This is a genomic window from Cyanobium sp. ULC065 (genome assembly GCF_977927515.1).
Genome location: NZ_OZ376393.1, coordinates 2827751 through 2850956, shown reverse-complemented (window position 1 = coordinate 2850956; position 23206 = coordinate 2827751). Strand labels below are relative to the sequence as shown.

Genomic DNA, 23206 nt, shown 5'->3' with positions numbered 1-23206 from the left:
AACCCTCAGGGCGACGGCGGGCGACCGGCCTTGAGCTGCCTGAGCGCTTCCGCCACCTCCTGCGCCTCGGCGGAATTGGAGGGGTTGATCAGCAAGCCCAGCACCAGGACCATGTAGGTGGGGCCGATCACGCAGAAGCTGATCGTGAGCATCTGCGCCTGCGGGGTTTGGGGGGCGATGTCCCCGAAGCCCACGGTGGTGAGGCAGACGAAGGCGAAATAGTTGAGCCGCACGAAATCGAGCTGCCAGATGAGCTTCTGCATCTCGGCCGAGGTGATCGGCCCGAGCAGCTCCGTCGAGGCATCCAGCGCCGTGAAGCTGCCGGGCACGATCGTCTCGAGGATCGTCATCAGCAGACCGGCGGTGAGGCCCAGCAGCAGGTAGCCGGCCACGGCGCCCATCAGCACCCGCCGCTCCACCGTGGGCTCCAGTGCCAGCAGCGCCAGCAGCCGCAGCACGCTCCAGGTGATGAACACCGTGACCATCACCAGCAGCGGCAGCCCGCTGCGCTGCTCGCCGGCGGGGGCAAACGACCACAGCCCCTGCACCATCAGGACCGAGAGGCCCAGCAGGCGGTAAAGCAGATTGCTGAGGCAGGGCCGCCCCGCGAGCCGGATCGGTCCGCCCAGGGCCACCACGAGCAGCAGCAGGGTGAGGCCGTAGCCGAGGGCGCCGAGCGGGCGCCATTCCATCGGCAGGGCGAAGCTCGCCATCACCAGCACGGTGAGCAGCAGCAAGGCGGGGTAGAAGCGCAGGCGACGTTCCAGGCGCAGCAGCGCGCTGGGGTCATGCCGGAAGGCCGGAGCGAACAAGGGCGCAACCGCAGCGGGCCACCCATTGTGTCGACGGCAGCAGCGAAACCAGCAGCAGCAGCCCCGGCCAGCGCTCAGCCGAACAGATCCAGCTGCGCTGCCGCTCTGCCGGTCTCCCTGGTGTCAGTCCCGAGCGGATCCGCCTGCCAGGCCTCCGGCTCCCAGCCGCGCAGCAGCGGCTCCAGGGCCCGCAGCCCCGCGCCATCGCTGGGCGCCAGCCACGCTTCCTCCAGGCCGTCGGGAAGGATCACCGGCATGCGGTCGTGGATCGGCGCCATCAGCGCATTGGGCGCGGTGGTGAGCACGCAGCAGCTCTCCACCTCGCTGCCGTCAGGGCCGATCCAGCGGTCCCACACCCCCGCCAGCCAGAACAGCTGCTGATCGCGGCGGTGGATCCGCCAGGGCCGGCGCCGTCCCTTCGGGCCGCTCCATTCGTAGAACGCGTCGGCGGGCAACAGGCAGCGGCGGTGGCGCCAGGCGCCGCGGAAGGAGGCCTTCTCCGCCACCGTCTCGGCGCGGGCGTTGATCGGCCGCGGCGCCCCGAGCGGGTCCTTGGCCCATTCCGGCAGCAGGCCCCAGAGCAGCAGGGCGGCGCCGATCACGCCGTGCTCCTGTCGCAGGGCCAGCACCGGCTCGCCCGGGCGCACCTCGGGCCGGGCGGCGTGATGGGCCGCCAGATCCGCCGGCAGGCGACCGCCGAGCCTTGGCAGCAGGCGGTCGAGATCGCTGGTGAGGGAGTAGCGGCCACACATGGCGTTACACGTCGAGGCGGGTCAGGTCACGTTCGGTTGTCACCCCCCGGTGCAGGGGCCGTTGCCTCAGGAGGGCCGCTTAGCTTGGCTCCACTGCATCTTCAGGCGATGGCCCTCCGTCAGGACGAGAACAAGCCGAACCGCCGTTTCAGCATCATCAACCTGGTGCTGATCGGCTTCGGCATGTTGCTGCTGTTCAGCAACTTCCTGCCGAACCCGGCCACCCAGGTGCCGCGCGTCCCCTATTCCCTGTTCATCGACCAGGTCAATGACGGCAATGTCAAACGTGCCTTCATCACCCAGGATCAGATCCGCTATGAGCTGAGCAACGCCCCTGAGGGATCGCCGTCGGTGCTGGCCACCACGCCGATCTTCGACATGGACCTGCCCCAGCGCCTGGAGCAGAAAGGGGTGGAATTCGCCGCTGCGCCACCCAAGCGCCCCAGCTTCTTCACCACCCTGTTGAGCTGGGTGGTGCCGCCATTGATCTTCATCGTGGTGCTGCAGTTCTTTGCCCGCCGTTCGATGGGCGGTGGCGGTGCCCAGGGCGCGCTCAGCTTCACAAAATCCAAGGCCCGCGTTTACGTGCCGGATGAGGAATCCCGCGTCACTTTCGCGGATGTGGCCGGCGTGGATGAAGCCAAGGCCGAGCTCTCCGAGATCGTCGACTTCCTCAAGACCCCTGAGCGCTATGTGGAGATCGGCGCCCGCATCCCCAAAGGGGTGCTGCTGGTGGGCCCTCCGGGTACCGGCAAAACCCTCCTGGCCAAGGCAGTGGCGGGTGAATCCGGCGTGCCGTTCTTCATCATCTCCGGCTCGGAATTCGTGGAGCTGTTCGTGGGTGCCGGTGCCGCCCGCGTGCGTGATCTGTTCGAGCAGGCCAAGCAGAAGGCGCCCTGCATCATCTTCATCGACGAACTCGATGCCATCGGCAAGAGCCGGGGTGGCTCGATGGGCGTGGTGGGGGGCAACGACGAACGCGAGCAGACCCTCAACCAGCTGCTCACCGAAATGGATGGCTTCACCTCCAAGGACAAGCCGGTGATCGTGGTGGGAGCCACCAACCAGCCGGAAACTCTGGATGCGGCCCTGCTGCGGCCCGGCCGCTTCGACCGCCAGGTGCTGGTCGACCGCCCCGACCTCTCCGGCCGCAAGACGATCCTGGAGATCTACGCCGACAAGGTGAAGCTGGCCCCTGGCGTCGATCTCGACAAGATCGCCCAGGCCACCAGCGGCTTCGCCGGTGCCGACCTGGCCAACCTGGTGAATGAAGCGGCCCTGCTGGCGGCACGGGTCAAGCGGACCTCGGTGGAACAGGGCGACCTCAACGAAGCCATCGAACGGGTGGTGGCGGGCCTCGAGAAGCGCAGCCGCGTCCTGCAGGACGACGAGAAGCGGGTGGTGGCCTACCACGAAGTGGGCCACGCCATCGTGGGGCACCTGATGCCCGGCGGCGCCAAGGTGGCCAAGATCTCGATCGTGCCGCGCGGCATGTCGGCACTCGGCTACACCCTGCAGCTGCCGCAGGAAGAGCGCTTCCTCAATTCCAAGGAAGACCTCGAAGGCCAGATCGCCACCCTGCTGGGCGGCCGTTCCGCCGAGGAGGTGGTGTTCGGTGAAATCACCACCGGCGCCGCCAACGACCTGCAGCGCGCCACCGATATCGCCGAGCAGATGGTGGGCACCTACGGCATGAGCGACACGCTCGGCCCCCTGGCCTACGACAAGCAGGGCGGCAACCGCTTCCTCGGCAACGGCAGCAACCCCCGCCGGGTGGTGAGCGATTCCACGGCGGTGGCGATCGACCGCGAGGTGCGCAGCCTGGTGGACCGGGCCCATGAACGGGCGCTGGCGATCCTCAAGGGGAACCGCGGCCTGCTGGAGGACATCGCCGCCAAGATCCTCGAGAAAGAGGTGATCGAAGGCGACGAGCTCAAGCAGCTGCTTTCCTCCAGCGTGATGCCTGAGGACGCCGCCTTCGCCGAGCCGGTGCCGGTTCCCGCCTGAGCCCGGCCAGTAGCCGCACCAGCACCGGCGCACCCACCACCAGCGGGATCTCCCCCCTTGACGTCAGGGGGGTTGATCTCGCATAAGTGTTGTTTGCCGTGGGCCGATGGCGTTCTCCTTCGCCGCCCTGAACCCGCTCCAAGGCCACGACCTGCTCTCCTCAGCCGACCTCAACGGGGACCAGACGCTGGAGCTGCTGCGGCTGGCGGCGGCGCTCAAGCGCGGTGAGCAACGCATCGATCTCGGCGGCAAAGTGCTGGGGCTGATCTTCCAGAAGGCCTCCACCCGCACGCGGGTGAGTTTTTCAGTGGCGATGGCCCGCCTCGGCGGCCAGACCCTCGACCTCAACCCGGCTGTCACCCAGGTGGGGCGCGGCGAACCGATCGCCGACACCGCCCGCGTGCTGAGCCGCTACGTGGACGCCCTGGCCATCCGCACCTTTGCCCAGAGCGAGCTGGAGGAGTACGCGCACTGGGCCTCGATTCCGGTGATCAATGCCCTCACCGATCTGGAGCACCCCTGCCAGGCCCTCGCCGACTACCTGACGCTGCAGGAGGCCTTCTGCGGCAGTGGCTCTAGCAGCCGTGCGGCGGCGGATGGCCTTGCCGGCCTCACCCTGGCCTACGTGGGCGATGGCAACAACGTGGCCCACTCGCTGCTGCTCTGCGGCGCGCTGCTGGGGGTGAACGTGCGGATCGGCTGCCCGCCGGGCTTCGAGCCGTCGGCGCAGGTGCTCGACCATGCCCGGCAGCTGGCGGGCAGCCGCAGCAGCATTGAGGTGAGCCACGATCCGGTGGCGGCGGTACGCGGCGCCCATGGCCTCTACACCGATGTGTGGGCCTCGATGGGGCAGGAGCAGGAGCAGCGCCAGCGCGAGCAGGCCTTCGCCGGCTTCTGCCTTGATGAAAACCTGCTGGCGGAAGCCGATCCGCGCGCGATCGTGCTCCACTGCCTGCCGGCCCACCGGGGCGAGGAGATCAGCGCCGGTGTGATTGAAGGCAGCGCCAGCCGCGTGTTCGACCAGGCGGAGAACCGCCTGCATGTGCAGCAGGCGCTGCTGGCGGCGCTGCTGGGGGGCGTGGCGGGCTGATCGCAGGCCGGCGAACCGCACCAAAACCAGGCCAGGGACTGGACAAGTGCGCCGATCGATGGCACAAATGTACTGACCGGCAACTGTGACCTTGCCCATGGTGCCCCGCTCCGCCCCGTCCCGTTCTGGCCCATCGCGCTCCAACCCCTCGCGCGCCCCGTTCGGCGCCCCGCTGCCGCTGGCCCCTGCCGGCTCCGGCGGCGAGAACGGCCCCCAGGGCGAGCTCACCAGCGCCCAGCAGGAACTGTTCGACTGGCTCGCCGGCTACATCGGTGAACACCGCCACAGCCCCTCGATCCGCCAGATGATGGAGGCCATGGGGCTGCGCTCCCCGGCGCCGATCCAGAGCCGCCTGCGGCACCTGCAGCAGAAAGGCTGGATCACCTGGCAGGAGGGCCAGGCCCGCACCCTGCAGTTGCTGGGCGGCCAGCGTCCGGGGATTCCGGTGCTGGGCTCGGTGGCGGCGGGCGGGCTGGTGGAGCCCTTCCACGACAACGAGGAGCGGCTCGACCTGCAGCCCGTGCTCGACACCCGCGGCCTGTTCGCCCTCACCGTGAACGGCGACAGCATGGTGGACGCCCACATCGACCACGGCGATGTGGTGCTGATGGAGCCGGTGGCCGACCCGGCCCGGCTGAAGCCGGGCACGATCGTGGCGGCGCTGGTGCCAGGCAGCGGCACCACCCTCAAGCACTTCCAGCGGGTGGGGCACCAGGTGCGGCTGGAGGCGGCCAACCCGGCCTACGCTCCGATCGTGCTGGACGCCGATCAGGTCACGGTTCAGGGCCGGCTGGTGGCCGTCTGGCGCCAGGTGTGAGGCCGCTGCCGGGGGCCAGTCAGCCTGCGGTGTAAGCTTTTCGAGGCAAAACGGCGGGGCTTTCGAGCATCGGCGTGAGCCCAATGGGGCCATAGCTCAGCTGGTAGAGCACCTGCATGGCATGCAGGGGGTCAGCGGTTCGAGTCCGCTTGGCTCCATCCCCTGAAAACCCCGGCCTAGTCTGGGGTTTTCTTGTTTCTAGAGCTGCCCAGCGAAGGGCGCTGAAGCCACAACGTGTGTAAAAGCGTGTGTAAAGCGCACCCGGTCGTCGCGCCATCACCAGCAGCTACACGCCAAGTACCAGATCCTTCAGCCGAACTAGGCCATGGGGCTCAGGCTTGCCCTCAATGCCAGCAGCTACAGGCGGGTATCAGAGGCCACTACTTCAGCACTCTATTCAGCCTTTGCCCGCTGATCGCCAACAAAATGCCCCGGCGGAACGGTGACTTTCAGGGAAGATGTCACTCCTTGGCTGCCACTCAGGCGGCCTGAATTAAGGATAGAGCCTGGATTGGTTTCGGCTCTTCTGGTGGCTTGTTGATCCACACTTCCTCGGTTTGGTGCCAGCAGCGCGTGTTTCGGCCCCAGCATGTTGGATTTGCTCGCCGGGCTTTCTCGTAGACCTCGACTCGCTGCTGGCAAATGTCCTTGGCGGCTCCACTGTGGCGCTGGTGGGGCGGCACGAATTTGATGCCGCTTGGCGGTGCCGGAGGCTGTACCAGTCGACAAACGCCGCTACCCACTCGCATGCCTCGTCTTTGCTGGCGAATGGCCGGCCTGGATTGTCGGGCCGGTATTTGACCGTTCGGAACAGGGACTCTGAGTAGGTGTTGTCGTTGGAGACCCTTGGCCTGGAAAACGACCGGAGGACTCCCATCTCCTCCAACCGTGATTCCAAGGTGCCTCCACGCATGGCATTGCCGTTGTAGGCATGGAGGATCACTGGCGCCTGTTGGCACTGCCGGCTGCCAAAGCCGCTGCAGCGTGCGCAGATGCGGCGTCCAGTCCTGTGCAGGCCTCTGCTCCTGGGGATGCTCCAGCAGCGTGGTCGGTGTCAGGGATGGATGGCGTTCCAGCAACGGCAGCAGCAACGCCTTCCACACCGGCTTGAAGGGATCAGGTCGGCGCCAGCCGCGCGGTGACGCAGCCCTGGTTTGGAGATCGCCACGCTCGATCCGGCGGCCACTGCTCACCGAGATGCCCGCCGTCGCGGCAGCCGCCTGCTGGCGATCGCCTGTTCGTCGTTTGCTCATGTGCAGCGCAATCTGTTGGCTGGTCAAAGGGGCGGGCATCGCCGGGGTGCTGCGCAAGGCACCCGGTTCTGCAGTTCCCCTCAGCGGCGGTCTACCTGCTGGTCGACAAGATCGAGGCGCACGGACTCACCGAGACAGAGCTGGTCAACTTCGTGCATGATGAACTGATCCTGTTCAGAAGTGCGGAGGAGGCTCTGATGGCCGCCAGGCTCCTCGAAGAGGCAATGGCTGAAGGCGGCGGCGCTTCCTTGAAGAGGGTGCCTGTGCTGGCCGAGGCAGGCAGAGGCCGCAGTTGGGTGGAGGCCAAACCGTAATGCCTCCTCGCCGTGTTGACCACACTGGCAAGCACTTTGGCCGGCTTGTCGTGATTGAGTTCGATCGAAGCTCAAACAAGTGGCTCTGCCGCTGTGAGTGCGGCACTAAAAAGCTGATTCGTGCTGATGCTCTGGTCAGTGGAGATACTAAGTCCTGCGGATGTCTTTTCGAAAGCAAGAAGAATAATCTTGAAGGTCAGAGATTCGGCATGCTCGCCGTCGTGGAGCGTGCTCCTGGAAGTTCCTGGATCTGCAAGTGCGACTGCGGAACGCTGACCCGTCCTGTCTATGTAACGGACCTCACCCAAGGCAAGCAGCAATCCTGTGGCTGCGACGCCAGAGCGAAAGCCAGTCGGAGGGCTCGTAAGCACATCGATGGAAAGCGCTTCGGGAGGCTGGTCGCCACTCGGTTCAGTCACATCGACAATAACGGGAAATCTGTCTGGTTCTTTGACTGCGATTGCGGAACTAAGAACTTCACCGCGACAGTCTCTCGCGTAATGCACATCAACGGCCCCACACGCAGCTGCGGGTGTCTGAAGTCTGTTCCTGGTAGTGCCACGATTGTCGAGACAGGGAATGTCCACAACAAGTTGACTGTCCTCCGCGAGTGGGGCAAGGACAAACATGGAAAAGTGAAATGGTTATCTCAGTGTGAGTGCGGTAAAACAGCTATCTGCACAGGCGCACAGCTGCGTAGTGGTGCGGTAAAGAGCTGTGGTTGCCATCGACGAGAAGTTGGTCGGATACTTGGGACCTCGATCGGAAAATATAACCGCCGGCAAGAGGGCCACAAGCACTATGCCGATGACCCACAATACGCACAACGCCCCTCATGCCTGTACCTTGTCGAAGTCCGAGGGGTTTGCGAAAAGATCGGAATCGCGTTCGACATTCCCAACCGAGGACGGAAAGACTACACCGAAGTCTGGTATAGTCGGAAGTTGCCTCGTGCGTGCTGTTGGGCCGTTGAACAAGTAGCTCTTGCTCTGACCAAGGAGTTCGAGCTGCCGAGATTTATCCCTGAACTCGAAGGCATTGACAAGGGTTTCACTGAGATGCGTTTTGAGCTGCCAATCGATGAGACAATCGATCTGCTAAACGAGCTCTCGGAGGAATGCCTTCTCCTTGGTTGGGAAGAGTTCTACGAGAAGTATTCCGTTGCTATCCCATCAGCCTTGTCATCGCTTCCTTAACGTACCCCTCCCTTTCGTAAGGCAGGAGGCTGGAGCTCTGCATGCGGCCAGGGGTCTTGGAGGGATCCATGGCCGCATGCAGAGCTACAGCCTCCTGCCTTCCTGAAGAGGTTGCCTCTGCCGGTCGAGGCAGGTGTTGGCCGCAGCCGGGCGGAGGCAAAGCCCCTGACCTGCTTGGCTGTTGGATCCTCAAACCCGCTGCAGCAACTGGCTTCTGTCGGCTTTGCTACGAATCAAGGACACGCTGAGCACTTGCGGTCGCCCAGCCGTTACGCTTATTTCACTTGCAACAGGCGCTCGTCAGCGCTGCTGGTCCCCCCGGGCCAGTCCCTGTCCTTTCATCACGCCGCAAAGCGGTGGCTTGCCGTGGCCACTCAAACCCCTGCAGAGAAAACTCTTGTCCAAGGCCGAGGCGTTGTTGCTCGGTTCTCCACAACCCCTGAAGAACGGCTTCGACTGGCTGCGTTCTACGTACGACACTTTTCTTTAAGAACGCCAGCTGGCTCGCTTCGTTTAATCGGTCCGACTGGTCAGGCCGAAGAAGTCCCGGCTGAGCTGTATTCAGTGCTCCGGGCAGTCCTGCAACACCTTAAAGAGGGACAAGAGATTTCACTGATCCCCAATGACACCTTGTTGACGACTCAACAAGCCGCTCAACTCCTCAACATCTCTAGGCCATACCTTTATAAACTGATTGATGCCGGTGAGATCCCATTCAGCAAAATTGGATCACACCGTAGGCTTAAACTCTGTGATGTAGAGGATCTTCGCGAGCGCCGTCGTGTCGAGAGCAGAAAAGCTCTGGAAGCGATCGCAGCCCTTGAGGACGACAACTACGACTACTTCGAAGACTACGGAGAAACAACACGAGAGTGACGCCTTCTCTCTTCATCAATGTCGTTGGTGCATCGGGCGTCTTCCCTGTCGTGTTAGACACATGTGCTTTGTTTGGGCCTGTCCTACGTGACGTTCTCCTTGAAGCTGCCTGGGATGGTATGTACCGTCCGCATTGGTCCAATGAGATCTTGGCGGAATTAGGGAGGAACCTTCGAAAGTTGGGAAAAGATGATGCCTACATCAATCACTTGGGAGCAGAGCTGCGTAAAGCCTTTCCCGAGGCCATCATCAGCTTGCCTTCAGGGCTTGAGCTGGGATTGACCTGCGACTACAAAGACCGACATGTTCTCGCAGCCGCGATCGCAGGTCAATGCAGTCTCATAGTGACCCAGAACACGAGAGATTTTCCTGGGGCATCAACAGAGCCCTTCGGAATCACAGTTGTCAGTCCCAGTAGGTTCCTTTGTGAGTTGTTTGACCTTGATCGTGGTCAGATGGTTGAGTGTCTGAATCGAATTGCTGTAAGACGCACATCCACGGTGGAGCAGTTGCTCAACTCCAGAGGCCTCACATCTCAGGCTCCTACTTTCACGCAGGAGTGTCGCACATTCCTGGGACTGCCTAACCCAACCGCGCCATAGCTTCGCTGAGCGACTCGGAGCCAGGGGGCCGATGGCTCGGGCTTGCCGCCGAGGAAGCTTCCGCCGCTGCAGCTCAACCTCGATGCCCTCGCTGAGCTGCTTCTGCGCCCGGGGGCTCCGGGTATGACCTGTGGCCCAGCCTCCCTGGGGGGTCCAGCGGCAAAGCCGATCGATGGCCTGCCGGCCCTGGCGCTCTTCAGGACGCGAACGACCCCGTTGACCTCAGCGCATAGTGAAGTGGTCTGGATTTCTGGACAGGCCCCATCGCTAACCTCTGCGGCGGGGCACCGCCCTTGAGAAGGGACTCCCACCGATGAGCAAACGACGCACCCACAGCCCCTTTTGGGCCGGAACAACCTGGTGGCAATACGCACTTAAGGCTTCGCAGTAGTGGTGAGCGCTCGGGGTCGGACCACCTTCAAGGGAAGCCGCGTCATCCGGCGCCGGGGATAGTGCCAACCCGTCACAGCAGGGCGCAGACGGCCAATTAGGCGGCGGCGGTAGTCGGGAACGGTCAGGGTCTGGAGCTGCATACCCTGATGGAACGCCAGCGGTTTGAAGTTGTGGGTCAGGCGTGACCCGAGCCTGAGCGCTTGGACCAAGCGGAAGCCGTCCTGGGGGCGGGCATCAGCAAACCAACCAAGGTCCACATCCTGCGCCATTCATTCGCCAGCCACCTTCTCGAACGCGGCTAGGACGTCCGCACGATCCAGGAGCTACTTGGGCACAGCGACGGCAATACCACGATTATCGACACACATGTGCTGACTCAGGGCACGCTCGGCGTGCGCAGCCCAGCAGACTTTCTGTAGCCTGAAGGAGAGTTGGTTCACGGACTCACCTAAAAATCCGATCTAGCTGCTCAAGACGCAGTGATCTATTGCCCTGAAATCGATATAGGGTTCCATCAGACAGGGCACTTGGGTCTTATGCGGTTAGATGGTGGACTTGAGAGAGGATTCTCGAACCCGCCGAATCAGCGTTAGCCATGCCATAAAAAATTCATTCAAACCCTTTTTTAACACTCCATGGATGAAGACTGCAAAAGCTTTCGCGATTACTTCTTCAAAAGAGCGGAGGTCTCAGATGGCCTCACGCAGGAAGGGGCAACCACTGATTCATTGATTCTGTCTACAACATCACTTGATGCACTGGGAAAGGTGTGGGCGCATCACTTTGCCGAAGAAGCAAATCAGCTGGCGTCAGCTTTTGGAGGCGGGCTTAGCGATTCTCAGAGACTTGCCTATATGTTAAATGAGTTCACTGGGCCTGAAGGCAATGCGAAAAAAATAGCGGTTGTTTGCTTTGCGGAAGACTGGAAGAGGGCAGCTCCTCAGAGGTCGTCATTTATTGATTCCACATTGCTTTCGAATAGGATATTAGCATGTGAGCCACGCGAATCACCTAGAGAATATCTGGATGTCTCCCTCGATGATCTATTGGAACAACATCCGGAGATCGCAGAGGAGCCAGGCTTGGTGAGAGTAGCTAAAGAGTATCAATATGGTGCGATCCTCTACAGGATGTATAGATGCCCACTGGTGCACAGTTCTTTGCACTCATCTCATACACATGGCTTCGTCCCAAGCTATAAGGTAAGCTACTGGAGGCAATCTGGGGAAGCGACTAGAATAGGCTATTGCTCCCTGCTTGTGACATGTTGGCTAAGACAAGTAGCCGCAGGCCTCACTCAAAAATGCTTCCAGTCTAGTATCAACCCATGCTCTGGGGTAGATCCTGATGCTGAGCAAAGACGCAGGCTTTCAGCCCTCTGGGAGAAAATTGATGACAATATATCTTAGAGTAACCCATGCGAACCAAGTTCGCCCATGAACAAGCGATGCTTCAGCAATATCACTGATCTGCGATGATTTAGTAAGGCAATTGCTCTAAAGGCATTACCTATAAAGTGAGCAGACTCTGTCATATATTGAAGTTGCATCCCAATACGGATTGGCGCAATCGATAGTTGATGACCAAGGCTTCCCGCCGTTCATTGAAGTGACTACACGCTTCAAGGAGGTTCCTGGTACTCCATAAACAGAATGTATGCATAAAAAGTTCCCGCTGGAGTTCGTCATGCAATCATATGCATAGACCGGCTTGAATGATGCCACAAACATGTCAAGACCCGCGGAGAAGGCCGCGACAAGTAAGCCTGTCAATGGCGCAACAACAAGTACACTCGCATAGACGTCATGTTTGTCGTGCATTGGCTTTCTTCGGAAGATCATAGGGGGTTCATCATCGCAGTACTGCTATAGCAGTCCTCGCCAGAATCGTCAACTAAACACAATAGAGAATGGCTAATATCCAGGTACAGAAGACGGGAGTATCGTTTGGATTCTAGACCGTATCCCCCTCCCCGCTTCTGATCTGGGGCGTTAGCCAGACAAGTGCGCCCGTATCTTTTTAGACCGGGGCTGAAGTGGACTTGTTTTTTTGCACAGGCCCCATCGCTAACCATTGCGGCGGGGCACTGCCCAATCAAGCGAGCCTGGCCCAGGTTGCTGGGGCGCCCGACATCGCTGACCGCTAGGTCGACCGTTTCAACGCGAAGGTGTCCGTTTGAACACCTGTTGGCCAGGCAGGTGTGCCGGGTTCGCTGTGCCAGTTGGGCCTGATCACGCGAGGGATTCTCAACAAGCAAAACGCCAATCCAGCCGGACGGACTGGGATGCACTGTCAATTGACGGGGTTCGGCTGTGTCCAATCGAACCGAGGCCTGGCAGGTGTGCAAGTTTGCACTATTGAGAAGGAATGACGCCACGAAAACCAAGTGCTCCATTGCGGGCGGTCTGCTGCGCCATCTCTAGTTGACGGCTGCGCTGCCAATCCTCATCCGGTAGAGGCGTCAACGAACCCCTGCGGCGGTCTGCTGTTCCAGCCGCTCAAGGCCCAAGGTCAACGCATAGCGGGCCAGGGCTGCGCGGCTGCCGTTGATCGATGCGGCCTTGGCCTCCAGCCGCTCCAGCACCGGGGCCGGAACCCGCAGGTTCAGCATCTTGAGCGGGGCGGCGGTGTCGGCCAGGTGGCCGATGGGAACGATGGGATGCGTCATAAGAACAATGCAGTTACAGCTCCAGCTTTCCAACGCGATCGTTTCGGGGAGTGCTCCAGTCACAAGTAGGAGCCAGATTTATGACCGCCTTAAAAGGGCTCAGGCCAAGGTGGCTCAGGCCAGCCCCAGGCGCTGCAATTGCAAGGCGACGGTGCTGGCGCTCAGCGGCTTGCCGTTGCGGGTGGTGGTGCCGGCGCCGGCCAGGGCCTCGGCCATGGTCCGTAGGCTCGCCCCCTGGGCCTTGAGCGCAGCCAGCAGCGGGCGCAGTTGCTCGGCGCCGGCGGTGGCCTTCGCCTTGGCGGAATCGTTGCGGGTGATGGTGCCGGGCCTGATCCCTCCCAGCCGCTTCCCCTGGGCCTTCGCAGCGGCAAGTCCGGCCTTCGTGCGGGCGCCGATGAACTCCCTCTCCTGTTCAGCCAGGGCGGCGTAGATGTGCAACTGGAACTTGTCAGCGTTGGGCATGTTCGCCACCCGGAAACTCAGGCGGCGATCGTCCAGCAGGCCGGCGATGAACGAGACGCGGCGGCTCAGGCGGTCCAGCTTGGCCACCAGCAGCTCGGCCCCTTCCCGCTTGGCGTGCTCGATCGCCTTGGCCAGCTCGGGGCGGTCATCGTCGGCGCCGCTCTGGATCTCGACATAGCTGGCGATCTCGGCGCAGCCGTCCGCTTCGGGACAGAGCTGGCCCAGAAACAGATCCAGGTCCCGGCGCTGGGCGTCTAGGCCGTAGTTGCGACCGCCACGGGATTCCCGACTCAGGCGTTGGTAGGTGACGTACTTGGCCATGGCTTAGGCGCCCCGTAGCTGGCCTGTGTACGAAGAGACTACGCACGTTGTGCTTAGTACGGATGGCAGCGGGACGGTTGGTTACGTGGCGTCACTGCCGTCAGTGGGTGCTGTCAGTGATGGGTCTAGGCCTCACCCGCAGCAAGGGGCCTCGCAGCAGTGACAGCCGGCGTCAGGGATGGGGCATTCCAAGCAACCGGGGCCGAAGCCGACCGATCAGGCGGCGGTGTTGGCGTTCATCGTGGAGGGTCAGCCACAGCCGGCCCAGTGGGACATCATCCATCAGTCACAGGGCGCACCCCTGGGGGATTCCCTGCGACAGTCACCAGCTGGGTCAGGAGGATACAGCTGAGATCATCGTCCAAGCGAGATGCTTAAACTTAAAACTGCTTCGCAGAAATCGTGAATCTGCAATTCACTCAACGACCTCGCTTTTAGTATATATAGACCCTCATCCCCTACCGCTGTGAGGCCGGTTGTATCCAATGTATCAACGATGGTTTGCAGCAGCTCAGCATCGGAGTCATCGAGGCTTGCTTTTATTTTCTCTGGATCTATGCCAACAAGCGCGAGACTAATCTCGAAGAATGCACTGCTTAATGCCTGGTCATACTGCTTGCCATCAGGCAGCATCAGGATGCTTGCAGCCGTATAAAGCTTTTCGCGTGCATATACAGGGTCGAAGGCCATTTGTTTGAAATTGATTGTCGCCTCTCAAGTTTAGCATGTTCATGTAATGTTAGAATAAATCTAGTCGCATTTCGTCGTTCACGACCTGATCTAGGACCATAAAATCAGCGAGGGTATCACTGCCGTCAGTGGATGCCATCACTGCCGGGCCACCTTCCACCAGACCGAGGCGCCATCCTTTCGGCGCTCCAGTTCGAAGCCAGGCCGAGGGCTGTGGCGGGGCTCCCAATTGCGGGGCGTTCCAGCCGCCACCCCCAGCTGGGACGCCAGCTCGGCGGTGCTCAGCCAGGCGCACAGCTCAGCGGCCTCAGCCAGACCAAGGGCGACGACCAGGGGATCGGCTGGGGTCTTCGGCTGGAAGGCAACGGCCAGGGCTGCCAGGGCGGTGAGGGTGTCACAGCTTGCAGCGGGTGCCGTCAGTGCCGACCGCTTGCCCCTGCCACTGCTGGCAGCCGGTGGCAGCACTGATAGGCCGTCACCCCCCGTCACTGCCGTCAGCCGCTGCCGGCACTGATCCGGGGAAGTTGGCGAGCGTGGCCCCCTTTGCTTTCAGGTGCTCCGCCAGCCCATCACCCAGGGGAACGAACTCAGCGGGCCAGACCTTCCAGGTACTCGATTCCTGCACCAGCTCCACCCCCAGGGCAGAGGCGCGGGCCTTGACGCTGTTCCGGCTCGCCACCCCACAGCGGTCGCAGCAGTCGGCCAGAGTCAGATCCGGGGCTGTGTTGGCTGTCACTGCTGGCAGTGGCTGGCGGCACTGACGGGCACCCCAGCTCCAAGCTGGGCCGGCGGGCAGCGATGGACATTCCAGCCGCCTACAGGGTCACCACCACGGGCCTGGGGGTCGGGTGCTCTGCTGTTGGCGGGGTGGGCCAATGTTTTTGCGCACTTAAAAGGGCGGTCGCTGAGGCCGCTGGCAAGGCGATTGGGTCGGCGCCTGGAGGAAAGACTAACTATTGCCCCGCCGCAGCCTTACATGTAGCCAACGCCGGGTAAAAGGGAGTACCACGATCACGCTCGGCCTCAAGACACGTGGTCGATGGCAGTGAGTGGGTCTTTTCTAAAGTCTTCACCGCTTGATCGATGGCCCCTAGTTTGCGAAATTCTTCGGCACCATCCATGGCAATTCTAAGTCGCGCAGTAACATATTCGATTTCACGCTGATATAGTTGACTATCTGGATTAGCTAGTTTCGCTGCAGGGGCTGGGCTGGGCGGTGTTGCCTTGCTTTCAGTGGCTTGCGGTGATGCCCCTCCACTTGTTCGCACCACCACTTCACCTATCATAAGGATTGCAGTAGCAATTACGCCTAGACCGATAAGAAAGATCACCAGCACTCGGTTAGACGGCTTTGACAACTGCCAAGGGGCTCATCCCTATTATGTCAAACATTCGATTCTGCGCATCATATCTATAGAAATCAACGAAGAAATCAGGGCGGTCAGCCCCCCAACCTTGGGGTTATGAACCCCAAGATCTCCCAGGCGGTGGAAGCGGAATCCCCCGGTTGGGGGAGACGGAGCCGATCACAGCTGCCACCCGCTCGAAAGCTGCGACGGGTTGGCCGGTTCCCGATGGGCCGGTTCCGCCCAGCTGCTCCCGCCATGCGGTTTCCAGCTGCTCCAGGCTCCCCGGCACCAGCCCCCGAAGCTCGACGCCGACCACCTCCAGCTGGGCGCGCAGCTCCACCAGGCGGGCAGAGCTGGGAGCCGGTTCGGGCACCGATCAGCCCTTCTCCTCGGCGCGGCTCAGCTGCCACAGGTTGTAGCCCAGCTTCCGGGCCTCGGTCCCGGAGCGGGTGACGCGATCACCCCCAGGGCGGGCACCCAGCAGTAGGCGCACCTGCCGAGTCCGTGAGGGGGGCGCCAAGCGCCACGGCATCGCCTAGGGCCTACAGCTGCAGGGCCAAGGTCTCCAGCTGCTCCCGGTCATCGTCCGCGGAGTCCGCGGAGGACTCTGACGGCTCAGGGGCCGCGGCTGACCAGCGCCACGAGGGCTGAAGCTCACCCCTCCAGCAGCGCCGGGGCGATCGTGGGGCGGGGTTTTGGCACCGCCCATAAAACGGCTTCGCTGAGGACTCAGACCAGCCCCGCCAGCCGCGCCTTGGCGTTGATGCAGTTCAGTGCCACCCGAAGGTTGCCCTTCTCGAATGATTCGAGCTGGAGGGTGCTGAGCTGGGAGAGCAACTCGGCGGTGAAATCAGGCCGCTCGATGTTCCAGTCGGCGCGGATTTGTGCGCGGGCCTTAGCCAGCAGGCGATCAGTCTGCCTGGGGGACAGGGACCAGGTCGTGGCTGCGTGATCGAGAACATCCCGGCGGGTGCTTCCTGTCACCAGCAGCAGCACCACCTCGGCGGTGCGCTGCTCAAGGGTGCCACCGGTCGCTCGGTTGCGGGTCAAGGTTCCTCGCCCTGTTGGATGTATGGGATGCCATGAAACGCGCAGAACCGTCGCAGGAAGTCCGGTTCTCCGGGCCGTGGCTCACCGGGGAGTGGCTCGCGGCCAGTGCCCGATCCAAAGGCCGGTGGACTGGTGAAGCGATCGTCGCGGGCGGGCGTGTCGCGGGTCATCACCTGATGTTGCCGTAAATCGCCCTAGAGGGCACCTCGATCAGTTGGGGGAGTGGATGGCTTCGCTTCGCTCCCTCCGGTGGGGGAGGCTTGATCCCCCGAAAGCGGTCTCGAAGGTCCGCTCAAACTGCTCCCGCTTCAGGTCCAGCAGTGCGGCGCGGAGCAGGGCCAGGAAGGTGGGGTCCGTCTGGCAGGGGGTGGGAATGGTGCTGGGGATGCTGCAGGCGCGGATGCGACGGCGGGCCATGGGGGAGCAGGGCGTATGCCCCCAGGATTCCCAGCTCTGGCGGGGTTGGTCACGCCATAACAGCAGCCTGCAGCTCAACCTTGCGCAGCTTCCTGCGGTTGCCGCCGAGGACCTCGATCACCAGGCGATGAGACATGCCCAGCAGGGCAGATCCCAGGAGGGGCGGTGGGGCAGTCTCAGCGGGAGGGCTCAAGTGCCCATGTGTACCTGTGGAGATGGCAGGGGGGCGGCTACCAAACACTCGGGCAGACCAGGGCCATAGCAGCGGCTTGCCCTGCATCCGTTGCTTGTATGGCAGCCTGGCTATAACCTTGGGCTCTCATTTTTGCCTGTACCCCGGCAACAAAATCCGGGTCCCAAAAGCTCTGCCCAACGGAGTTGACCTTTCTGCCATTAGAGCAGCTCTGCATCAGGAGGTTCCGATATTGCCCCAGATAACTATCCCGGACCGTTTTCCAGTCCGACGATTGAGCCAACCCAGGCCCAGCGGCCAGGGGTAACGCAGCGGCGGCGGCAGCAGTGGTGGTGAGGGTGTGCTTCACGCCTCCAATAATGGCGCAGAGTGAAGCTGGGTTGTCAGCGGTGGCGCTGGCTGGCCAGGTAGGCGGCCAGCAACAGGCGGGCGTACCTGCTCTCCTCAATCAAGAACGCGGATCACATCAGCCAGGGGGCAGCAGTGGCAATGTCACCTACCGCCCGCCCCCGCCTGAGCGGATCATCTACTGAGCCTTTCAGAGGCGCGGCAGCTGCCTTTCCAGCCCATCGGCCAGACAAGGATCAGGAAGGTAGGAAAACCGGGGATCCCCTACCCGGATCCGCTCAATCAATTCGGGGTTTGATGTGCTTCCCGGCAAGGCTAGAGCAGCCATCGGATGCAGATTCTCGAACGAAGTAATGATTTTTGGTGCGTGCTTAAGAAGCTACGGCAGCAGGGAAATCTGCGGCTTAAATTGTGGCTAAACCGTCGACCGGCAAATCCATTGCTACACCTCCCCCACGTGTATGCTTTTCGCCCCGCTGTGGGCTAACCAGGCATAGCTGGGGCTGTTCAGTCGTCGGCGGAGCCCTGGCGGGTGATCAGGCGGCGATGGGAGCAGCTGAGGGGGTGGCGGGCCTGTCTCCGGTGGATCGGGGCTTTTTCTTCCTTACGGGATTCATCCGTAGGGGAACTTCAGCCCCAAGGTGAAGCGCAGGCGATCGGGTGCAAAGGGCCGGCGACGGAGCCGATCACAGCTGCCACCCGCTCGAAGGCTGCGACGGGTTGGGCGGGGCGAACGGGCTCATGCGGCGGCCTGATCCGGAAGGGCCAACAGACCGGTCTTTTGGGTCCCTCGTGCGCGGGGGGGCTTGGTCTGTTGGCCTTTTGGGTCTTTTGGGTCTTTTGGCTCTGCTGCAAGGGAAGTAATGGTGTTGTTCTGCTCTGGGTCCTCATGCGAGAGGGGGCCAACAGACCCAACAGGCCCAAAAGACAACGTTTCTGGCAAGCCCCCCGCGCACGTGCGCGATCCTCCAAGCGGGTCCGTCGGCCAGAACTCGTACAGGCGACCGCCCAGGCCAGGCCTGATCCGGGAGAACGATTGCAGCAGCCCCTTCTTCTCCAGTGCCGCCAGGGTCTTCCGTGCCACCTGCTCTGGGTACTTCCCTTCGAGCCCTAAGGCCTCCACCAGGGCGGCGGCGGTGGTCTTCTCCAGCAGGTCCTCCCAGCGGTCGCGCACCTCGCGGAGCACCTCGAACTGGCGATCGGTCAGCTTCCCTTCTGCGTCGGCGTGTGACTGCTCCTGTTCGAGGATTTCAGCACCACCCAGAAGGCCCCAGGAGATCCCCTCGCGCTGAATCACCAGGGCCTGGGTGGGGCCGCCCCTTCCCTGGGTCGTCAGTAGCCGCCGTGGGTCGGATTCGTTCGCCGAGGCCGGCGCAAGCTTCAGGATCTGTGACGCGGCAGCCGGGAGGGCAGTGCTTCCCCGGCTGGCGGCTGCGGCACCTTCCCCGGCCCGGCCCTTGCTGGCGTGGTGGATCACTACGACGGTGGCGCCGTGAGGCGCGACCTGTTCCATCAGGTCGAGGATCGGATCAACTACCTGGGGGCTTTCCTCTTTCAACCCCAGGGGGGCGATGCAGGCAGAGAGCGAGTCGATCAACACGATCAGCCCTGGGTGCTTCTGTGCGATCTCGGCAATCCTGTCGATCCCCTCTCCGTCGAGATGCAGAGGCTTCCCGGCGTGAGCGAGACCCAACAAGGGGCCGCCGATCGTGCCGGCAGCATCCACCCATCCGATCTCCTGCAACATCCGGCCCCAGTCGGCGGGGCCTTGATCAGTGCCAACGATCAGAACGGGCGGGCAGGGGCCATGGAGGGTGCGGTCAAGGAAGGTCGGTTCGTTCCGATACCAGGCGTCCAGCCAGGCGAGGGCCAGGGACGTTTTCCCGACCTTGGGCAGGGCGATCAGGAGGTTGAACGTGCCGCGAAGGATCAGGCCATCCCAAGCCCATTTCTCGGGCGTGAGGTTCAGTCGATCACCTGGGCTCAGCAGGTCCGGTTCCCCACCGTTCGCCCGTCGGCGCCGTGCGGCCCGTAGGAGGGCTTCAAGCTCCTGATCCCGAACGGTGATCCCCATACCCTCAGCGGAGGCCCGCAGCAGAGGGAGACGCTGGGCGTAGGGGGCCTTGCCGGTCAGCAGATCAGCGGCAATAACCTCTAGGCCCGCAAGCTTTTGTTCAGGCGCCAGGGTGACGGGCTGATCCTTCGCCTTGTTGCTGTCCAGCAGGTCGTGATCCTTGAGCCAGCCCTTGAGCTGGGTTGTATAGGCCCCCTCTCGGGCGGTTGCGGGGCTGTAAGGGGAGTCGCTCGGGATGGCCCCCAGCAGTCCCAGCCGCACCCATGCGTCCTTCTCTGAGCTGACCATCACGCCACCTCAGTCCATAGGGCCTTCTCAGCGGTCAGGGCGGCCTCAAGTGCACCCGGGTCGACGGTGGTGCCGCTAGCGGAGCGGATCGTTGCCAGGTTTCCCGTGCGGGGGTGGACTCCCCCGGCCAGCAGCAGCACCTGCGCTGGCTTCGCCAGGCTGGCGTAGATCGAATACTCCGGGGCCAGGTGCCGGTAGGCGGCGATCACCAGCCTCTGGAACTCGGTGAACCGCTCGGGGGTAATAGGCTCAGCCAGGCGGAAGTAGACGTGCAGCGACTTCCCCCCGGTGGCAACGATGAAGCTCGACGCAGCGCCGAACACTCGCCCCACCAGGGCCGGGTCTGATCCGAGAATCTGCCCAACCGTGGCAAGGTAGTAGCGGTTCCTGGCCCTCATCTCTCCGGGCTGGGCCTTCGGAGGAAACAGGGTCAGATGCACCAGGGCATCGGGCCGATGGGAACCGCGCAGGATTGCGACGTGGCTACGAACCGAAGGCCAGGCCACAGCGGTGGCCAAAAGGTGGGGAATGGTTTCGTTTGCTTCGCTCCGCTCTCCCCTGCCGGGGAGTGTGGGGTTTTTCATGCGCCAGCCCCCGCGCTGATGACAACGGGCAGCCGATCACCAGGGCAGGCTTCAACGTCCCAGCGGGCGGGGCTGTAGCCCTTCAACTGCTGAGCCTCTTCCCGCCTCACCCTGCGGTAATGAAGAATTGCCCGATGCTCAGGACCAATAGCGGATTGCGCCAGCTCGGCGACAAGCTCACGGTCGCCTGGGATTACGTGAGCGGAGACTATGTTGTGTTCTCCCCGCTCGCCCGGGCAAGGGCTCGCGGGGTTTTTCATTGCGCTACCTTCAGGCGCAGCTCGGGCCGGATCTCCTTACGGGCTTGGATGCCACGGTGATGAAGAACTGCTCGACAGGCAGCCACATCCCAGGTGCTTGGTGAGTTGGCGAAGGGACCAGCGGCCCAATGCACTCCAGGAATCAGGAAACCCGAATCAGGATGCCCGTAACGCTTGAGAGTGCGGGGGCTCACGCCAAGGGCACGAGCAGCTGACGTGGTTGGAATCCACTCTCTGGCACTGAGACAAGACGCTTCATTCCACTGCGCCCGGATAGGGCGGGAATTGATGGTGGACATCGCTCAGGGCTCCTGCCGAGCATCCAGAGCCCGCTGCAGAACATCCAGAGCCTGCTGCTGCAGAGCATCCAGATCCCGCAGAAGCTCCTCGGTTCTAGCTTTGCTTTTGGCGAGCATTGCCGTCATCGACTCCGGGGCTTGGCCAAGAGATGCCCAAACGCGGGATTTCCTATAGGGATTGTCCGCCCACCATTTAGGGCCGATGGTGCTGGGATCCACGCCTTTAGGGGCGTACTTTCGGGCTTTTGTGGTGCTGAGGGTCCACTTGGTAAGCGTGACCATGCCACGGCTCATCAAGCGCCCGCGATACCGCACCAGCCCCGTTGCTGCTCCTTTCATGTGAAAGAGGGGGTTATGGGTTGGTTCGCGTTGCCCCGGTCGCAGCAGGCCCCCCGAACAAGGGGATCCAGCCAAAATCACCGTGGGGCGGGTTGGTTAAGCCCGCTTCCTTGAGGCAGGTTTCCTGCCCTGGCGGGAGCCGGAGGTGAGGCCCGACACCCTGGCCCCTAAGGGCTCGCAACTTGAAAAAACCCTACCTGTGGTGCTGCGCAGTGTCAACTCCCCCCCACAACTGGTGGTGTGGCGAAGCTGGCGATCAGATCGGCTTCAGCAGTCCACCGCCCGTAGTGCCGCAGGTGGGTGGCGGGGCTGTGACCCATCACGGCTGCTAGGTCGCGCAACGGGATCTGTGGTTGCCGGTGGGCACCACGCCAGGCGAAGCCATGCCGCAACCCGTAAGGGGTCAAGCCGAGGCACCGACCCACCAGGGCCTGCCAGTAGGGCAGCCGGTCGAGCAGTTGCCGGAAGGCATCGCCCACGGCCTTGTGCTCCCCGGTGTTGATGGCGGTGCGGATCGCCCTCGGCAGCTCCAGCAGCCCCGGCTCCAGCAGCGCCAGGGCGCGGGCACCATCGTCGCGCCCCTCCAGTTCCAGCGGAAGGGCCAGCCGGTCGGGCTTTGAGGTCTGCGCCGTTGCCCTGTTGCGCTTCACGGTGCCTACATACAAACGCCCGTCCCTTGGGTGGAGCACCCCCAACTCGGCGGGCCGCAGCCCGTAGCAACCCACCAGCGCCACCGATAGCCACAGCTCCGGGCGGCTGGCCTCCAGGTGATCGAGCAACCCTGCCAGGGCCTCGGGGCTGATCGGGATGGTGGGTTCAGTATGCGTGGCGCTCACCCCGATCAGTTCTGCCAGGTGGTCAGGGGGTGGCGGCAGCCAACAGACCGGCGCTCCCCTGCGCTCCACCGCCCACCGCAGGAAGCGGGCGCAGTCGAGAATCTGACGCTTCCTGCCCTGGCCTCCCGATGGGCAGCGGTCAAAATGTTGACGGGCGTAAGCCCGCAGCAGCTCGGGGCCATCCCGTGGGGTCGGGCGGGTGGCAAGGGTGACCAGCAACCGCTCCAGGCGCGTCTCCAGATCCCGGCGGGTGGTTGATCGCAGATCACTGCGGGCCTGAAGGTGCTCTGCCACCAGGGCAGGCCAGTTCACCGGGCCAACTGTGGGTGCGGTTGCCAGCAGTTCAGCTGCAGCAGTAAGGCCGATACCCCGCTCTACCATCCGCTCCCGTAATACTGAGACGGTGGTGATCACGGCAGAGACGCAGTCCCCCCGCCACGTGATCGGAAGGGTGAGAGTCGTGCGGGCGCCGTCCTGGTCACGGCGGGTGAGCCGCACCCGCCCGTGGGAAGGAGCCACGCTCCAACCTTGCCCATGTTCATTCTTGAGGGCGTCCCTGAGGGTGCCCACCCATTTGGGCTGGCGGCTGGTGGCGGGCACCTGGGAGTGTGCAAAAACGTGTGCAAAACAGTGTAAAGCGTGTCATGACACCCTGCGTCAAATCAGCACGAAAAGTGTCCAGACCCATTGCTATAGCTAGTATTTCCATAGACGTGTCAACGGCTTCAGAAAACCCGATTGCCCTGCATGGCATGCAGGGGGTCAGCGGTTCGAGTCCGCTTGGCTCCATTCACTTTCTGGATCACCACCAGACACCCTTGTTGCAGAAATGGGCGCACATCTGCTCCCCATCTCAGCACCATTTTTTGTGCGCAGAATCCACGGGTGGGTGACCAGACCGTCACCTTTTCGAGCG

General features: G+C 62.6%; 22 protein-coding genes and 1 tRNA gene. 8 read left to right on the top strand and 15 right to left on the bottom strand.

Annotated features, from left to right (window positions below):
* Positions 1–5 precede the first annotated feature (5 nt).
* Both ACXMDP_RS14190 and ACXMDP_RS14185 read right to left on the bottom strand, forming a co-directional pair.
* The gene (locus ACXMDP_RS14190) at positions 6–812 is read right to left on the bottom strand and encodes a potassium channel family protein (protein ID WP_259730258.1); all 807 of its coding nucleotides are present in this window, start codon (positions 810–812) and stop codon (positions 6–8) included.
* A gap of 74 nt (positions 813–886) precedes the next feature.
* A complete protein-coding gene (locus ACXMDP_RS14185) occupies positions 887–1564 on the bottom strand; it encodes an SOS response-associated peptidase (RefSeq protein WP_094512638.1) in 678 nt (225 codons plus the stop codon).
* Positions 1565–1672: 108 nt separating this feature from the next.
* Between ACXMDP_RS14185 and ftsH the strand changes: the two genes are divergently transcribed.
* From ftsH to ACXMDP_RS14165, 4 genes are all read left to right on the top strand, one after another.
* On the top strand, positions 1673–3571 hold the full coding sequence (gene ftsH, locus ACXMDP_RS14180) for an ATP-dependent zinc metalloprotease FtsH (RefSeq protein ID WP_259730259.1): 1899 nt from the start codon (positions 1673–1675) through the stop codon (positions 3569–3571).
* 106 nt (positions 3572–3677) lie between these two features.
* Positions 3678–4661, top strand: coding sequence for an ornithine carbamoyltransferase (gene argF, locus ACXMDP_RS14175; protein WP_259730260.1), 984 nt, complete (start codon positions 3678–3680; stop codon positions 4659–4661).
* Positions 4662–4833: 172 nt separating this feature from the next.
* Positions 4834–5478, top strand: coding sequence for a transcriptional repressor LexA (lexA, locus tag ACXMDP_RS14170; protein WP_259730307.1), 645 nt, complete (start codon positions 4834–4836; stop codon positions 5476–5478).
* Positions 5479–5563: 85 nt separating this feature from the next.
* A tRNA-Ala gene (locus ACXMDP_RS14165) sits at positions 5564–5636 on the top strand.
* 335 nt (positions 5637–5971) lie between these two features.
* On the opposite strand, the gene ACXMDP_RS14160 is transcribed toward ACXMDP_RS14165, so the two are convergent.
* Positions 5972–6355 (bottom strand): integrase core domain-containing protein, encoded by a 384-nt coding sequence (locus ACXMDP_RS14160; RefSeq protein WP_259730308.1) that lies wholly within the window; start codon positions 6353–6355, stop codon positions 5972–5974.
* Positions 6356–7095: 740 nt separating this feature from the next.
* On the opposite strand from ACXMDP_RS14160, the gene ACXMDP_RS14155 reads away from it, so the two are divergent.
* The 4 genes from ACXMDP_RS14155 to ACXMDP_RS14140 all read left to right on the top strand — a co-directional run bounded on the left by ACXMDP_RS14155 (position 7096) and on the right by ACXMDP_RS14140 (position 11521).
* Positions 7096–8241 (top strand): hypothetical protein, encoded by a 1146-nt coding sequence (locus ACXMDP_RS14155; protein ID WP_457766960.1) that lies wholly within the window; start codon positions 7096–7098, stop codon positions 8239–8241.
* A gap of 366 nt (positions 8242–8607) precedes the next feature.
* The gene (locus ACXMDP_RS14150; RefSeq protein WP_457766959.1) at positions 8608–9117 is read left to right on the top strand and encodes a helix-turn-helix domain-containing protein; all 510 of its coding nucleotides are present in this window, start codon (positions 8608–8610) and stop codon (positions 9115–9117) included.
* Entirely contained in the window at positions 9114–9719 is a 606-nt protein-coding gene (locus ACXMDP_RS14145; RefSeq protein ID WP_457766958.1) for a PIN domain-containing protein, read from the top strand. Before ACXMDP_RS14150 ends, ACXMDP_RS14145 begins: the two co-directional genes overlap by 4 nt.
* Before the next feature lie 1028 nt (positions 9720–10747).
* Positions 10748–11521, top strand: a complete 774-nt coding sequence (locus tag ACXMDP_RS14140; RefSeq protein WP_259730263.1) for a hypothetical protein — start codon at positions 10748–10750, stop codon at positions 11519–11521.
* Positions 11522–12573: 1052 nt separating this feature from the next.
* Here the strand turns inward: ACXMDP_RS14140 and ACXMDP_RS14135 are convergent.
* From ACXMDP_RS14135 to ACXMDP_RS14080, 12 genes are all read right to left on the bottom strand, one after another.
* The gene (locus ACXMDP_RS14135) at positions 12574–12780 is read right to left on the bottom strand and encodes a hypothetical protein (RefSeq protein ID WP_259730264.1); all 207 of its coding nucleotides are present in this window, start codon (positions 12778–12780) and stop codon (positions 12574–12576) included.
* Positions 12781–12894: 114 nt separating this feature from the next.
* A complete protein-coding gene (locus tag ACXMDP_RS14130) occupies positions 12895–13563 on the bottom strand; it encodes a recombinase family protein (RefSeq protein ID WP_259730265.1) in 669 nt (222 codons plus the stop codon).
* 354 nt (positions 13564–13917) lie between these two features.
* The gene (locus tag ACXMDP_RS14125) at positions 13918–14253 is read right to left on the bottom strand and encodes a hypothetical protein (protein ID WP_259730266.1); all 336 of its coding nucleotides are present in this window, start codon (positions 14251–14253) and stop codon (positions 13918–13920) included.
* A gap of 138 nt (positions 14254–14391) precedes the next feature.
* The gene (locus tag ACXMDP_RS14120) at positions 14392–14718 is read right to left on the bottom strand and encodes a hypothetical protein (RefSeq protein ID WP_259730267.1); all 327 of its coding nucleotides are present in this window, start codon (positions 14716–14718) and stop codon (positions 14392–14394) included.
* A 10-nt stretch (positions 14719–14728) separates the two neighbouring features.
* Positions 14729–14932 (bottom strand): hypothetical protein, encoded by a 204-nt coding sequence (locus tag ACXMDP_RS14115; RefSeq protein ID WP_259730268.1) that lies wholly within the window; start codon positions 14930–14932, stop codon positions 14729–14731.
* Between the two features lie 782 nt (positions 14933–15714).
* Positions 15715–15975, bottom strand: a complete 261-nt coding sequence (locus ACXMDP_RS14110) for a hypothetical protein (RefSeq protein WP_259730269.1) — start codon at positions 15973–15975, stop codon at positions 15715–15717.
* Between the two features lie 3 nt (positions 15976–15978).
* The gene (locus tag ACXMDP_RS14105) at positions 15979–16122 is read right to left on the bottom strand and encodes a hypothetical protein (RefSeq protein WP_457766957.1); all 144 of its coding nucleotides are present in this window, start codon (positions 16120–16122) and stop codon (positions 15979–15981) included.
* 209 nt (positions 16123–16331) lie between these two features.
* Positions 16332–16652 carry a hypothetical protein gene (locus tag ACXMDP_RS14100; RefSeq protein WP_259730270.1) on the bottom strand — a complete coding sequence of 107 codons (321 nt, stop codon included), beginning with the start codon at positions 16650–16652 and terminating at the stop codon, positions 16332–16334.
* 210 nt (positions 16653–16862) lie between these two features.
* Positions 16863–17069 (bottom strand): hypothetical protein, encoded by a 207-nt coding sequence (locus tag ACXMDP_RS14095; RefSeq protein WP_259730271.1) that lies wholly within the window; start codon positions 17067–17069, stop codon positions 16863–16865.
* A 1280-nt stretch (positions 17070–18349) separates the two neighbouring features.
* Complete coding sequence (locus ACXMDP_RS14090) at positions 18350–19972, bottom strand: AAA family ATPase (protein WP_259730272.1); 1623 nt, start codon at positions 19970–19972, stop codon at positions 18350–18352.
* Positions 19972–20370 carry a hypothetical protein gene (locus ACXMDP_RS14085; protein ID WP_457766956.1) on the bottom strand — a complete coding sequence of 133 codons (399 nt, stop codon included), beginning with the start codon at positions 20368–20370 and terminating at the stop codon, positions 19972–19974. The genes ACXMDP_RS14090 and ACXMDP_RS14085 overlap by 1 nt, the downstream gene beginning before the upstream one ends.
* 1299 nt (positions 20371–21669) lie before the next feature.
* On the bottom strand, positions 21670–22809 hold the full coding sequence (locus tag ACXMDP_RS14080) for a site-specific integrase (protein ID WP_457766955.1): 1140 nt from the start codon (positions 22807–22809) through the stop codon (positions 21670–21672).
* Positions 22810–23206: the final 397 nt, after the last annotated feature.